This window comes from Paenibacillus sp. 1011MAR3C5 (assembly GCF_003591485.1).
In the GTDB taxonomy this organism is placed as follows: domain Bacteria; phylum Bacillota; class Bacilli; order Paenibacillales; family Paenibacillaceae; genus Pristimantibacillus.
In genome coordinates, this window is record NZ_QZCF01000014.1 from 29,001 (window position 1) to 42,971 (window position 13,971).

Annotated in this window: 15 protein-coding genes and 1 other annotated feature; all 15 genes read left to right on the top strand. The window is 50.9% G+C overall.

Annotated features, from left to right (window positions below; genetic code table 11):
• Positions 1 to 136: 136 nt before the first annotated feature.
• The 15 genes from cysE (at position 137) to rpoB (ending at position 13,958) form a co-directional block, all read left to right on the top strand.
• A complete protein-coding gene (cysE, locus tag D3P07_RS25695) occupies positions 137 to 799 on the top strand; it encodes a serine O-acetyltransferase (RefSeq protein WP_119803747.1) in 663 nt (220 codons plus the stop codon).
• Positions 796 to 2,211, top strand: a complete 1,416-nt coding sequence (gene cysS / locus D3P07_RS25700) for a cysteine--tRNA ligase (RefSeq protein WP_119803749.1) — start codon at positions 796 to 798, stop codon at positions 2,209 to 2,211. The genes cysE and cysS overlap by 4 nt, the downstream gene beginning before the upstream one ends.
• 8 nt (positions 2,212 to 2,219) lie before the next feature.
• Positions 2,220 to 2,795, top strand: a complete 576-nt coding sequence (locus tag D3P07_RS27990; RefSeq protein WP_397334624.1) for a Mini-ribonuclease 3 — start codon at positions 2,220 to 2,222, stop codon at positions 2,793 to 2,795.
• Between the two features lie 474 nt (positions 2,796 to 3,269).
• Positions 3,270 to 4,025: a 23S rRNA (guanosine(2251)-2'-O)-methyltransferase RlmB gene (rlmB, locus tag D3P07_RS25710; RefSeq protein ID WP_119803751.1), complete on the top strand. Its 756-nt coding sequence runs from the start codon at positions 3,270 to 3,272 to the stop codon at positions 4,023 to 4,025.
• A 2-nt stretch (positions 4,026 to 4,027) separates the two neighbouring features.
• The gene (locus tag D3P07_RS25715) at positions 4,028 to 4,552 is read left to right on the top strand and encodes an NYN domain-containing protein (RefSeq protein ID WP_119803753.1); all 525 of its coding nucleotides are present in this window, start codon (positions 4,028 to 4,030) and stop codon (positions 4,550 to 4,552) included.
• A 180-nt stretch (positions 4,553 to 4,732) separates the two neighbouring features.
• Positions 4,733 to 5,386, top strand: coding sequence for an RNA polymerase sporulation sigma factor SigH (sigH, locus tag D3P07_RS25720; RefSeq protein WP_119803756.1), 654 nt, complete (start codon positions 4,733 to 4,735; stop codon positions 5,384 to 5,386).
• A gap of 298 nt (positions 5,387 to 5,684) precedes the next feature.
• Positions 5,685 to 5,834, top strand: a complete 150-nt coding sequence (gene rpmG, locus D3P07_RS25725; RefSeq protein WP_082967189.1) for a 50S ribosomal protein L33 — start codon at positions 5,685 to 5,687, stop codon at positions 5,832 to 5,834.
• Between the two features lie 18 nt (positions 5,835 to 5,852).
• On the top strand, positions 5,853 to 6,062 hold the full coding sequence (secE, locus tag D3P07_RS25730; protein ID WP_119803758.1) for a preprotein translocase subunit SecE: 210 nt from the start codon (positions 5,853 to 5,855) through the stop codon (positions 6,060 to 6,062).
• Between the two features lie 24 nt (positions 6,063 to 6,086).
• Entirely contained in the window at positions 6,087 to 6,620 is a 534-nt protein-coding gene (gene nusG / locus D3P07_RS25735) for a transcription termination/antitermination protein NusG (protein WP_119803760.1), read from the top strand.
• A gap of 59 nt (positions 6,621 to 6,679) precedes the next feature.
• The gene (gene rplK, locus D3P07_RS25740) at positions 6,680 to 7,105 is read left to right on the top strand and encodes a 50S ribosomal protein L11 (protein ID WP_119803762.1); all 426 of its coding nucleotides are present in this window, start codon (positions 6,680 to 6,682) and stop codon (positions 7,103 to 7,105) included.
• 129 nt (positions 7,106 to 7,234) lie between these two features.
• Positions 7,235 to 7,927: a 50S ribosomal protein L1 gene (rplA, locus tag D3P07_RS25745; RefSeq protein WP_119803764.1), complete on the top strand. Its 693-nt coding sequence runs from the start codon at positions 7,235 to 7,237 to the stop codon at positions 7,925 to 7,927.
• Between the two features lie 20 nt (positions 7,928 to 7,947).
• Positions 7,948 to 8,109: a sequence feature (ribosomal protein L10 leader region), on the top strand.
• 57 nt (positions 8,110 to 8,166) lie between these two features.
• The gene (gene rplJ / locus D3P07_RS25750) at positions 8,167 to 8,670 is read left to right on the top strand and encodes a 50S ribosomal protein L10 (protein ID WP_119803766.1); all 504 of its coding nucleotides are present in this window, start codon (positions 8,167 to 8,169) and stop codon (positions 8,668 to 8,670) included.
• Positions 8,671 to 8,757: 87 nt separating this feature from the next.
• Positions 8,758 to 9,120: a 50S ribosomal protein L7/L12 gene (rplL, locus tag D3P07_RS25755; RefSeq protein WP_119803768.1), complete on the top strand. Its 363-nt coding sequence runs from the start codon at positions 8,758 to 8,760 to the stop codon at positions 9,118 to 9,120.
• A gap of 348 nt (positions 9,121 to 9,468) precedes the next feature.
• Entirely contained in the window at positions 9,469 to 10,065 is a 597-nt protein-coding gene (locus D3P07_RS25760) for a class I SAM-dependent methyltransferase (protein ID WP_119803770.1), read from the top strand.
• Between the two features lie 347 nt (positions 10,066 to 10,412).
• Positions 10,413 to 13,958, top strand: a complete 3,546-nt coding sequence (rpoB, locus tag D3P07_RS25765; protein WP_119803772.1) for a DNA-directed RNA polymerase subunit beta — start codon at positions 10,413 to 10,415, stop codon at positions 13,956 to 13,958.
• The last annotated feature ends 13 nt before the right edge of the window (positions 13,959 to 13,971 follow it).

Consider the following 13,971-nt stretch of genomic DNA (forward strand, 5'->3'; position numbering starts at 1 on the left):
GCCGATCGTGTTGTTCAAGCAGAGTGGAACCGCGAGACGACGCCTCTGCAGCTTAATGCTGCAGGGGCTTTTTATTATTTTGCGGTAGAGAGATAGCAAGGGATAGGTTTGGCAGCTTTGAAGGGAGAGGTCATCCATGTTTCGCCATTTTCGCTCAGACGTGCAGACGGTTTTCGAAAACGACCCTGCCGCACGCAGCCGGTTTGAAGTCATTTTTACGTACTCGGGCGTCCATGCCATATGGGCGCATCGTATCGCTCATTCGCTTTACAGAAGGAGATGGTTCACGCTTGCGCGTGTCATCTCCCAGGTCAGCCGGTTCATGACCGGCATCGAGATTCATCCCGGCGCCAGAATCGGGAATCGTTTGTTCATCGACCATGGAATGGGCGTTGTCATCGGTGAAACTTGTGAGATCGGGGACGACGTGGTCATCTACCAAGGGGTAACCCTCGGCGGAACGGGGAAGGAAAAAGGTAAGCGGCATCCTACAATTGGCAATAATGTGGTTATCGGTTCCGGGGCGAAGGTGCTGGGTTCTTTCACAGTAGGGGATAATTCCAGCATTGGCTCCAACGCGGTCGTGCTAAGGGAAGTGCCGGATAATTGCACGGTCGTCGGCAATCCCGGGCGTGTGGTTCGCCGCAACGGTGAACGGGTGGGCGACCGACTTGACCATACGCAGCTGCCTGACCCGGTGATCGAGATGTTCCGGGCGATGCAAAAAGAAATAGACGGGCTCAAATCCGAGCTCGATGAAATGAAGTTTACGAAAGCGGGAGGAGAAGTCAAGTCATGACAGTTTCCATCTATAATTCGCTCACACGTTCGAAAGAGGGCTTTCAGCCAATCGAACAGGGCAAGGTCAACATGTATGTGTGCGGACCAACGGTCTATGACTATATTCATATCGGGAATGCAAGACCCATCATCTTCTTTGACGTCGTACGTCGATATTTGGAGGATACCGGGCATGAGGTGCAATACGTGGTCAACTTCACAGACGTGGATGACAAGCTCATCCGCAAGGCTGACGAACTGGGCACAACAGTTCCTGAAGTGGCGGAGAAGTTCATTGGCGCGTTCTACGAGGACATTGAGGCGCTGGGCGTGCGCAAGGCGACACTTAATCCGCGCGTAACGGAACATATTCCGGAAATCATTGCGTTTATTGCCGGGCTGGTGGAGAAAGGCTATGCTTATGCGAGTGAAGGAGATATCTACTTCCGGACGGCTTCGTTCGAGGATTACGGCAAGCTGTCGCATCAGAATATCGATGAGCTTCAGTTCGGCATTCGTGTGGAGCTTGGCGACCGCAAGGAGAATCAAGGCGACTTCGTGCTGTGGAAAGGCGCCAAACCGGGTGAAATCAAATGGGATAGCCCATGGGGACCAGGCCGTCCAGGCTGGCATATCGAGTGCTCGGCGATGGCTCGCAAATATCTGGGCGATACGCTTGACATTCACGGCGGCGGACATGATCTGCAGTTCCCGCATCACGAGTGCGAAGTGGCGCAATCGGAATCGCTGACAGGCAAGCCGTTTGCGAACTATTGGATGCATAACGGGTTCGTTCATATCAATAACGAGAAAATGTCGAAGTCGCTGGGCAACGGCATTACGGTCAAAGAGATTGTGAAGAAGGTGAAGCCGCAAGCGGTTCGCTATTTCATGCTGGCTACCCATTACCGGAGCCCGCTGAATTTCAGCGATGATACGATTGCCCAAGCGGAGAACAGCATTGAGCGGATCGCCAATTGCTACTCCAATTTGAAGCATAGGCTGGATGCTGCTGATGGCGAAGACGCTGCGGCAACGGATGTGCTTGATGCACTGGGCTCCAAGCTTGCGAGCATTCAGGCTCAGTTCCATGCGAAGATGGAAGATGATTTCGGTACCCCGGATGCGATCACGGCTTTGTTCGAACTGGTAACAGAGGCGAATGTGTATATGCAGGAACAGCATGCGCCGATTGAAGGCATCAAGCTGTTGATTGATGCCTTCGACAAGATGGACAATGTGCTGGGGCTTCTGCCAGTTGCGTCTGATGACAATTTGTTGGACGAAGAAATCGAAGGGCTAATTGTGGAGAGAACGGAAGCGCGCAAGTCGAAAAACTGGGCACGCGCCGATGAAATCCGCGATTTGCTGAATGAGAAAAACATCGTGCTTGAGGATACGCCCCAAGGCATCCGCTGGCGGCGCAAATGATGCGCCCCATGGATGAAGAAGCAGGCGTACAGCAACCCGTGAACGATGGGGATTCCGGTTTGGAGCATACTGACGTGGAATTGAACGCAATCCCGAATCGAGTTGAAGAGGAACAGCGGGTTGCAACAGATGCGGTACCGTCGGCTTCAGGCAGCAAGGCTAAGTTGGAGCTAGCAGCGTTCAACCCGTTGGCATTGCACAAGCCGTTGGTGAAGACCGGTCTTATGAATCCGGTCGTTCTGGCTTATATGGGTGACGCGGTGTTCGAGCTGCTGGTACGCCAATATTTGATTTCATTGCCGAACAATAAGTCGCATCATCTGCATAAAGAAGCAACAAAACTGGTATCGGCTAAAGCCCAGCGGGAATTGCTGGAGCGTTGGCAGCCCCATCTGGATGAAGAAGAAGCGGATATCGTTCGCCGCGGACGGAACACCAAGTCAGGCGCTCCTCCAAAAAATGCGGATCCGGCAGATTATCGCTATGCGACGGCGCTGGAATGTCTGGTAGGTTACCTCTACTTTGAAGGGCGGCTGGACCGGCTCGGAGAATTGTTCCATATTGCTCTGTCGGAGCGGGCGTAGTCTAGAACTAGCGTTAGCATGTATTAGGATTGAGCACGGATGGCGTTTGGCGGCGTGGAGTTTAGGTCGATCGCAACGGCTACGATGCGTCGAGGGTACTTGTTGGTGATCGTTAAGTCGGTTAAACCGACTTAAATGAGCCTGAGTGCCTGAGGTGATACGATAAGTCGATCAAACCGACTTAAAGAGCCTGAAGTGTCTGATGTGATACGATAAGTCGATCAAACCGACTTAAAAGAGTCGAAAGTGTGATGAGTGGCGCGATAGGTCGATCAAACCGACTTATCACGTACCAAACGCCAAACGCCCAATTCGTCCTTGAATTGTCAAAACTGACTTGCAATGATGCACGAACCAGCAAGATGGTTAATAGGTAAGGTACCCATGATTCATTTGGCCCATTAGACCGCAACGCATTGTTGCAGCGATAGGGTTCGCATACATCAAAGAACGTACTATGACAGGAGGGCAATTATGTCCGTAGAAGTGAATCAGGATGAGCTTATTGCCGGCAAGCATCCGGTACTTGAGGCTCTGCGCTCCGGGCGCGAGATTAATAAGATCTGGATCGCCGAGGGCTCGCAAAAAAGCGTAACCCAATCCATCACAGCCGAAGCCAAGAAGCAGGGCATCGTCGTCCAGTTCGTGGACAAGCGCAAGCTCGACAACATGGCCCAAGGGGTGGCGCATCAAGGCGTCATCGCGCAAGCGGCGGCTTTTGCTTATGTGGAAGTAGAGGAGCTGCTTGAGATCGCGAAGAGCAAGGATGAGACGCCGTTCCTGCTCCTGCTTGATGAGATCGAAGACCCGCATAATCTGGGTTCGATCCTGCGTACGGCGGAATGCACCGGTGTGCATGGCGTCATTATTCCAAAGCGCAGGGCAGCAGGGCTGACGGCGACAGTGCTGAAGACATCGGCAGGGGCGGCTGAGCATGTGCCGGTTGCCCGGGTGACGAACCTGGCACAGACGATCGACAAGCTGAAGGAAGCGGGTGTCTGGGTTGCAGGGACAGACGTGAGCGCGAAGCAGGATGTATTCAAAACAAAATTCGATATGCCGCTGGCGATTGTGATTGGCAACGAAAGCAAGGGAATGGGCCGTCTGATCAAAGAGAAATGCGATTTTCTCGTGAAGCTTCCGATGCTGGGGCAGCTTAACTCCTTGAACGCGTCCGTTGCCGCGGGTGTGCTTATGTATGAGGTTGTCAGGCAGCGCCGGAGTGAATAGGCATGAATCGGCGCAATGACGTCCTGCTTGTGGACGGCTATAATATCATAGGGGCTTGGCCGGAACTGGAGAAGCTGAAGGAGCATGATCTGGAAGACGCCCGGGACAAGCTCCTGGATATGCTGGCAGACTATCAGGGGTTCACTGGCATGCAAGTGTATGTCGTCTTCGACGCCCATCAGGTTCCGGGACTGGGATCGACATTCAAGCAGCATAAGCTGACTATTGTCTATACCAAGGAGAAGGAGACGGCAGATGAATGCATCGAGAGGCTGTGTAATGAGCTGATTGCACGGCGGCGCAACCTCTATGTTGCTACGTCTGATTTGGTGGAGCAGCATGTCGCCTTCGGCAAAGGCGCGCTCCGGATATCCGCGAGGGAGCTCTTGATCGATATTGGCCAGAACCGGAAAGCCATCGAGCAGTCCATTCGGGAAGAGAAGCCTCAAAAGCGCAACTCAGTGGATCAGAATATAAGCCTTGATGTGTGGAGCAAGCTTGAACGATTGCGAAGAGGCGAGAAATAAGGATATCCAGGTTTTGGGGAACCGCTTTCAAAGAGTGCCACAATGTTACATTTTTGCTATAAAATCGATAGTTTTCGGGACGCTCATTGGTTGACGGTGTAAGGTTACATAATGTATACTGACTCTATATTTCCTAAGAATCTAGCGCGGTGTACGCCTGGCAGGCCGGAGGGATAGTGTGTGAGTATCGACCTCAAAGAATGGAGTACGCTCGAATATGAATGCAGTACGGACGAAGATATCGTAGAGGCGGTCCGTAACGGCGACAGCGTAGCGCTGGAATATCTGATAAACAAATATAAGAACTTTGTGAGAGCCAAGGCCCGTTCGTACTTCCTGATCGGCGCCGACCGCGAGGATATCGTGCAAGAAGGCATGATCGGCCTGTACAAGGCCATTCGGGATTTCAAGGGTGACAAGCTTGCAAGCTTCAAGGCCTTCGCCGAATTGTGCATCACGAGGCAGATCATTACCGCGATCAAGACCGCGACACGCCAGAAGCATATTCCTCTCAATTCTTATGTTTCGCTGGACAAGCCTATCTACGACGAAGATTCCGACCGGACTTTGCTTGATGTGATATGCGGCACGAGAGTGTCCGATCCTGAGGAGCTTATTATTAACCAAGAGGAATTCGTAGGGCTGGAGGACAAGATGTCCGAGATTCTAAGCGAGCTCGAACGGAAGGTTCTTATGCTTTATCTGGACGGACGATCCTATCAAGAGATTGCGGTCGATCTCGATAGACATGTGAAGTCGATCGACAACGCTTTGCAGCGCGTGAAGCGCAAGCTTGAGCGATACCTGGAAGTGCGGGATATCGGCGGGATATAAGACGCATCTGACAACGGACTGTCTTTTCTGTCTGACGTTTTTCAGGCAGTGAAGACAGTCCATTGGTTTTAAAAGAAAAGGTTTCGACCATACTGGTAGAATCCAATTTCGAACCAAGATGCCAATTATTCGCTAGCCGAACGGCTCCCTTCTTTCGTTGACACGAGGTATGCCTTGTGATAAAGTGTTTAGGTAGGCCTAAATTCGAGGTTTTTTTCGTATTGGCGATTGGAATCAATGAACTTACTATATAGCTTCAATGATTCGTATTTTTAAGCAGTTCGGGAGGTGTAATTCAATGCGGGTAATCATCACGTTGGCATGCACAAACTGCAAACAGAGAAACTATGCTACGACCAAGAACAAGCGCAATCACCCCGACCGCATCGAGTTGAAGAAGTTTTGCAAGTTCTGTAACGAGCAGACTCCTCATCGCGAGACGCGATAGCCCATTGGAGGTGTAACAATGGCTTTTTTGACGAAGGTGAAGCAGGGCTTTGGTACGACGTTTAGTTTTTTTGCCGACAGCTGGGCGGAACTGAAGAAGGTACGCTGGCCGAATCGTAAAGAGTTGACAAGCTATTCCCTGATCGTTCTGGTCACGGTAATAGTTGTGACGATTTACTTCTGGCTTCTTGACATCGGGATCTCGGAATTGGTTCAGCTGATTGTCTAAGAAGGGACCAAAGGTGGATTATTGATGGAAAAAAGATGGTATGTCGTGCATACTTACTCTGGCTATGAGAACAAGGTGAAAACCAATCTGGAGCGCAGGGTTGCATCCATGGGCATGGAAGACAAGATCTTCCGCGTGCTTGTTCCTATGGAGGACGAAGTGGTGGAGAAGGACGGGAAGAAGAAGACCGTCCAACGCAAGGTCTACCCCGGCTATGTTCTTGTGGAAATGGTTCAAACCGACGATTCGTGGTACGTTGTTCGGAATACGCCAGGTGTAACGGGATTCGTTGGATCGACAGGATCCGGCTCCAAACCGACTCCTTTGCTGCCTGATGAAGTGGAACAAATTCTGAAGCACATGGGTATGGAAGAGCCGAAGCCGAAGATCGAATTCGAACTCAAAGAGACTGTTCGCGTCAAGGTAGGTCCTTTTGCAGACTTTGTCGGTTCGGTGGAAGAAATTCTGCTGGATAAAGCGAAGCTTAAGGTTCATGTCAACATGTTCGGACGGGAAACCCCGCTTGAGCTGGATTACACTCAAGTGGAGAAGATATAACAATCCGGTTTCCGGAGCAGGCAAATGCGCTTGTATAACAAGGCAAGGAGGTGTGAGTCATGGCAAAAAAGGTCATCAAGATGGTCAAACTGCAAGTTCCTGCAGGTAAAGCGAACCCAGCGCCACCAATCGGTCCGGCACTAGGTCAAGCAGGCGTTAACATTATGGCGTTCTGTAAAGAGTTCAACGCTCGTACTGCGGATCAGGCAGGTCTGATTATTCCAGTCGTGATCACTGTATTCGAAGACCGTTCCTTCACATTCGAGACGAAAACTCCGCCGGCAGCAGTATTGCTCCGCGTAGCAGCAGGTATCGAGAAGGGTTCGGGCGAACCGAACAAGAAGAAAGTCGCAACGGTTAAACGCGATAAAGTTCGCGAAATCGCTGAGACGAAAATGCAAGACCTTAACGCAGCTTCCGTAGAGGCAGCCATGCGTATGGTTGAAGGTACTGCTCGCAGCATGGGCGTATCCATCGTTGACTAATTTCGCTTCTGTCTGGTAGACAAGCGATTGGATGTCTTCGGACATCTCGCTTTGCGAAGCGTTGCTTCGCAAGTGGGAGGATCATCCCTAGGAGGATGAGCCGTTATAACCACAAAGGAGGAACTTACAATGGCTAAACACGGTAAGAAATATGTAGAAGCTGCTAAGCTGATTGACAGCGAAGCAACTTACGAGCCTTCCGATGCAATTGATCTTGTGAAGAAGGCAGCAACAGCTAAATTCGACGAGTCCGTCGAAGTAGCGGTTCGCTTGGGCGTTGACCCACGTAAACAAGACCAAGCGGTTCGCGGCGTAGTCGTACTTCCGCATGGCACAGGTAAAACAAAACGCGTTCTCGTTTTCGCAAAAGGCGAAAAAGTGAAAGAAGCGGAAGCTGCCGGCGCTGACTTTGTTGGCGACGCAGACATGATCAACAAAATCCAACAAGGCTGGTTCGACTTCGACGTTTGCGTAGCAACGCCGGACATGATGGCTGAAGTTGGTAAGCTCGGCCGTATCCTGGGCGGTAAAGGCCTTATGCCTAACCCGAAAGCAGGTACTGTAACGTTTGACGTTGCAAAAGCCGTTCAAGAAATCAAAGCAGGTAAGATCGAGTACCGTCTGGACAAAGCGGGTCAAATCCACGCTCCAATCGGCAAAGTATCGTTCGACGCTGAGAAGCTGAACGAGAACCTGAAAGCTCTGATCGACGCTCTTCTTCGTGCGAAGCCAGCTTCCTCGAAAGGCGTTTACCTGAAAAACATTGCTGTTTCCTCGACAATGGGTCCTGGCGCTCGCGTCTCGACTGCATCGTTCCGCTAATCCGGATAGGAAACGCTACTAACATTCGAATACGCATACCGTAGACAGTAGGTGCCCCCATGGGCTTAATTTCCTACCGAGGTGTTATGATAAAACGTTTGGGAATGCGGCAGGTCAGCCTGCTTGCGATCAACGAAATCATGGCCTTCGCATCGTCTGCGAAGGCCTTTCTCATGCACCAGTGGAAAGGAATATCCGTCGTATTCACGGGATGTATAATATTACGGGAGGTGTACAGTTTGGCTAACGCAAAGATCATCCAAGAGAAACAAGAAGCGGTTGCTGTGATCCAGTCGAAGTTGACTTCGAGCTCCAGCACGGTTATTGCCGACTATCGCGGATTGAACGTTGCGCAAGTTACTGAACTTCGTAAGCAGCTCCGCGAGGCGGGCGTTGATTTCCAAGTTCTGAAAAACTCGCTCGTTCGCCGCGCTACTGAAGGTACAGAATTGACGGCGCTTAATGACATTCTGACAGGACCTACTGCTGTTGCATTCAGCGGCGACGACGCTGTTGCTCCGGCTAAAATCCTGAACGACTTCGCTAAGAAGAACGACGCTTTGAAATTGAAAGGCGGCGTTGTTGAAGGTAAAGTCGTGGATACAGATCAAATCAAGGCTCTTGCAGAGCTTCCTTCTCGCGAAGGTTTGCTCTCCATGCTCCTCAGCGTGCTTCAAGCTCCAGTTCGCAACTTCGCCCTTGCGGTTAAAGCGGTTGGAGAGAAACAAGAAGCAGGCGCTTAATCACATTTGTGATGTCCTTGAAGTCGGACTCGCTTCGGCTTCGTAACTTGCAATACCAAAAACTAAACCATTTCGGAGGTATATACCATGTCTAAAGAGCAAATCTTGGAAGCAATTAAAGGTATGACTGTTCTTGAACTGAACGATCTTGTTAAAGCAATCGAAGAAGAATTCGGCGTAACAGCTGCAGCTCCAGTTGCAGTAGTAGCTGGCGGCGGCGCTGCTGAAGCTGCTGCTCAAACTGAGTTCGACGTTATCTTGACAAGCGCTGGCGCTTCCAAAATCAACGTTATCAAAGTGGTTCGCGAAATCACTGGTCTTGGCCTGAAAGAAGCTAAAGATCTGGTTGACGGCGCTCCTAAACCAATCAAAGAAAAAGTTGGCGAAGATGAAGCTAACAGCGTGAAAGCTAAGCTTGAAGAAGCTGGCGCTTCCGTAGAAGTTAAGTAATTTGACTTCACAACATGACAGCATGGTTGGCTGATTGGCGAGCTTATGCTGAGGGACCCCTTAGAACCGCATGGTTTTAAGGGGTTCGTTGTATGTTATAGAGGTTGTTCAAAAAGTCCGTTTTTGATCACGGAGCAGATCAGGAAGCCTACTCGACATTGAATATGTCATTCAGCCGGAACCTCCGGTGCTCACGTAGCTTTCACTACGCGCCTCATTTCCTGGCTTTATCCCATCTTCTGCAGCGTTTTGAAAATAACGCATCATCGGAAGCATAAGCTCATGTGCTGAAAACCGGACTTTTTGAACTCTCACTTATAGGGAGTTATGCGTAAAGGAGGCGGAAGGATGTCTGGCCATTATTACTCCAAGAAGCCAGAGGTGAATCATAACAGGCAGACCCATGCCGATTCACTCAGAGGTTTTTCGATGAAATTCGTCACGGACGCCGGTGTATTCTCCAAAACAGGTGTCGATTACGGGAGCAGAGTGCTGGTTGAGACGATGCAATTAGATGAAGGAGACCGTGTGCTGGACGTAGGCTGCGGCTATGGTCCTATCGGGCTAACGGCAGCGAAGCTGGTCGGCTCCGGGCATGTTACGATGATTGATATCAATGAACGCGCTGTCGAGCTAGCCAAGGAAAATGCGAAGCTAAACAAAATTACGAATGTAACGGCGATTCAAAGCGACCTGTTCGAAGCGGTCAAGACTGACCGATTCAATGTGATATTGACCAATCCTCCAATCAGGGCCGGGAAGACGGTCGTTCACCAAATCTTTGAAGAAGGTTATGCTTTATTGCAAGAAGGCGGCAGCATGTGGGTGGTCATTCAGAAGAAGCAAGGCGCTCCGTCCGCTATGGATAAGCTTGAAGCGATATTCGGAGAAGTGGAAGAAATGACGAAGGATAAGGGCTATTGGATTTTGCGGGCGCAGAAATAAGCCTAAAAAAGATTTGACTTGACATTTTGAATATGGTAGTATTATAAAATGTCAGCATAAAATTGCTTGAAATCTCTTTAGTCAACTAAAATGTCAAGTGCAAATTTTTAGCGCGGAATGCATACTTTTGCATCATTTGACGTATAATGTTTACATTTTGGGCAAAATTACTTGATATGACACCGTCGCACCCGCGCTGCGAATGGTAGCTGCCGGAAACATGCTCTTTTTTCGAACTATATTCGATAAGGGCTTTTCTTTATTTATCTATATAGGCGGGTGATGCCGTCTAGGGTAACGCAGCGAAGTATCGATGCTGTGAGACAGACATGAGGGGTGAGGTTAAGTTGGCAGGACAACTTGTTCAGTATGGTCGGCGGACGCGGAGAAGCTACGCTCGGATCAACGAGGTGCTGGAAGTCCCGAACCTGATTGAAATCCAACAAAAATCGTATGAGAAATTTCTGGAGACCGATCTGATCGAGCTGTTCCAGGATATCTCGCCGATTTCGGACTTTACGGGTAATCTATCGCTTGAGTTTATCGATTATAGCTTGGGCGAGCCGAAATATTCGGTGGATGAATCAAAAGAGCGCGACGTGACGTATGCGGCACCGCTGCGCGTGAAGGTTCGTCTGTTCAATAAGGAAACGGGCGAGGTTAAGGAACAAGAAGTGTTCATGGGTGATTTCCCGCTGATGACGGAGACAGGCACGTTTATTATTAACGGCGCCGAGCGCGTTATCGTCAGCCAATTGGTTCGCTCCCCAAGTGTGTACTTCAGCACGAAGGTTGATAAGAACGGGAAGAAGACGTACACGGCGACGGTCATTCCGAACCGTGGCGCTTGGCTGGAGCTGGAGACAGACGCCAAAGACATTATTTACGTTCGTATCGACCGGACCCGGAAAATACCGGTAACGGTGCTTTTGCGTGCACTAGGCTTTGGCACAGACGCGGAAATTTTGGATTTGCTCGGCCATGACGAGTATATTCGCAACACGCTGGACAAGGATAGCACGGATTCCACGGAAAAAGCGCTGATTGAGATCTACGAGCGTCTTCGTCCGGGCGAGCCTCCTACCTTGGACAATGCGAAGAGTCTATTGGTCGCGCGTTTCTTTGACCCGAAACGATATGACTTGGCCAATGTAGGCCGTTATAAGATAAACAAGAAGCTCCACATCAAGAACCGACTGTTCAATCAGCGTCTTGCCGAGAATCTGGTTGATCCGTCCACGGGCGAGATCATCGCAGAGACGGGCCAGATGATTGACCGTCGTTTGCTTGATGAAATCCTCGAGAAGCTCGAGACAGATGTAGGCTTCAAGACATACCATGTGGCTAACGGTGTACTGGATGCTGATAGTATTCCACTACAAGCGATCAGTGTATTCTCGCCATTGGACGATAACAAAGTGATTAAGGTCATTGCCAACGGCATAATTGACAAATCCGTTAAGCACATTACGCCTGCGGATATCATTTCGTCCATTAACTATTTCATTAACTTGCTGCACGGCGTTGGCAGCACGGACGATATTGACCATCTGGGCAACCGTCGTCTGCGCTCTGTCGGCGAGTTGCTGCAGAATCAATTCCGTATCGGTCTATCCCGTATGGAACGTGTCGTTCGCGAGCGGATGTCCATCCAGGACGCGAATGCGATCACGCCGCAAGCGCTGATCAACATTCGTCCGGTTATCGCATCGATCAAAGAGTTTTTCGGTTCTTCCCAGCTGTCCCAGTTCATGGACCAGACGAATCCGCTTGCGGAACTTACGCATAAGCGCCGTCTGTCCGCACTCGGACCTGGCGGTCTGACGCGTGAGCGCGCTGGCTTCGAAGTTCGTGACGTCCATCACTCGCACTATGGCCGTATGTGCCCGATCGAGACGCCAGAGGGACCGAACATTGGTCTGATCAACTCCTTGTCTACGTTCGCCCGCATCAATGAATACGGCTTTATTGAAGCGCCGTATCGTTGGGTTGATCCGAAAACAGGCATTGTAACCGAGCAGATTGCTTATCTGACGGCAGATGAAGAGGACAACTACGTAATCGCGCAAGCGAACGCTGAGCTGAATTCGGAGAGCAAGTTCGCCGAAGCACAGACCATTGTCCGTTATAATAAACAAGCAGACAACATCTTAACCATGCCAAGCGACCGCGTTGACTACATGGACGTATCGCCTAAGCAGGTCGTATCGGTTGCGACGGCGCTTATTCCGTTCCTGGAAAATGATGACTCCAACCGCGCCCTGATGGGTTCGAACATGCAGCGGCAGGCTGTTCCGCTTCTTATTCCGAAAGCGCCGTTCGTCGGCACAGGAATGGAGCATAAGGCGGCGAAGGATTCCGGCGTGTGTATCGTCTCCAAGTATGACGGTGTCATTGAGCGCGCGTCTGCGAACGAGATTTGGCTGCGCCGCGTCGAGACGATTGACGGCAAGCAAGTAACCGGCGATCTGATCAAGCACAAGCTGCATAAGTTCATGCGTTCCAACCAAGGAACATGCATTAACCAACGTCCGCTTGTCCGCAAGGGCGATGTCATCAAGAAAGGCGACATCATGGCAGACGGTCCATCCACAGAGATGGGCGAATTGGCACTTGGACGCAACGTTGTCGTAGCCTTCATGACTTGGGAAGGTTACAACTACGAGGATGCCATCTTGCTTAGCGAGAAATTGGTGAAGGAAGATGTTTACACTTCCATTCACATTGAAGAATATGAATCCGAAGCCCGCGATACCAAGCTGGGACCTGAGGAAATTACGCGTGATATCCCTAACGTGGGTGAAGAAGCGCTCCGCAATCTCGACGAGCGCGGTATTATCCGCGTCGGCGCCGAGATCAGCGCAGGCGACATCCTCGTAGGTAAAGTAACGCCGAAGGGCGTAACAGAGCTGACTGCCGAAGAGAGATTGCTCCATGCGATCTTCGGTGAGAAGGCACGCGAGGTTCGTGATACGTCGCTGCGCGTACCGCATGGTACGGACGGCATCGTCGTAGACGTGAAGGTATTCACACGCGAGAACGGTGACGAGCTGCCTCCTGGCGTGAATCAATTGGTCCGCGCTTATATCGCTCAGAAGCGTAAAATCTCTGAAGGCGATAAAATGGCCGGACGTCACGGCAACAAGGGTGTTATCGCCCGCATCATGCCGGAAGAGGATATGCCGTTCCTGCCGGACGGAACGCCTGTTGAAGTCGTTCTGAACCCGCTGGGCGTACCTTCCCGGATGAACATCGGCCAGGCGCTCGAAGTTCACCTTGGCATGGCGTGCAAACACCTGGGCCTACATGCTGCAACTCCTGTATTTGACGGCGCTCGTGAGAACGACGTATTCGATACGATGGAAGAAGCAGGCATGCAGCGTAACGGTAAGACGGTTCTGTACGACGGACGTACAGGCGAGTCCTTCGAACGTGAAGTGACCGTCGGCGTCATGTACATGATCAAACTTGCGCACATGGTTGACGACAAGATCCATGCCCGTTCGACGGGTCCTTACTCGCTCGTTACGCAGCAGCCACTCGGCGGTAAAGCCCAGTTCGGCGGACAGCGCTTCGGTGAGATGGAGGTTTGGGCGCTCGAGGCCTACGGTGCAGCCTACACGCTGCAAGAGATTCTTACGGTCAAATCCGACGACGTGGTCGGCCGCGTGAAGACGTATGAATCGATCGTAAAAGGCGAGAACGTTCCGGAGCCTGGCGTTCCAGAGTCGTTTAAAGTATTGATCAAAGAGCTTCAAAGCTTGGGCATGGACGTGAAGATCCTGACCGAGAATGAAGAAGAGATCGAGATGAAAGAAATCGACGATGACGAAGAGGCAACTGGCGATAAGCTCAACCTCAACCTAGAAGGCGCAGAAGCAGGCGTTGAATAACACGATGACTGAG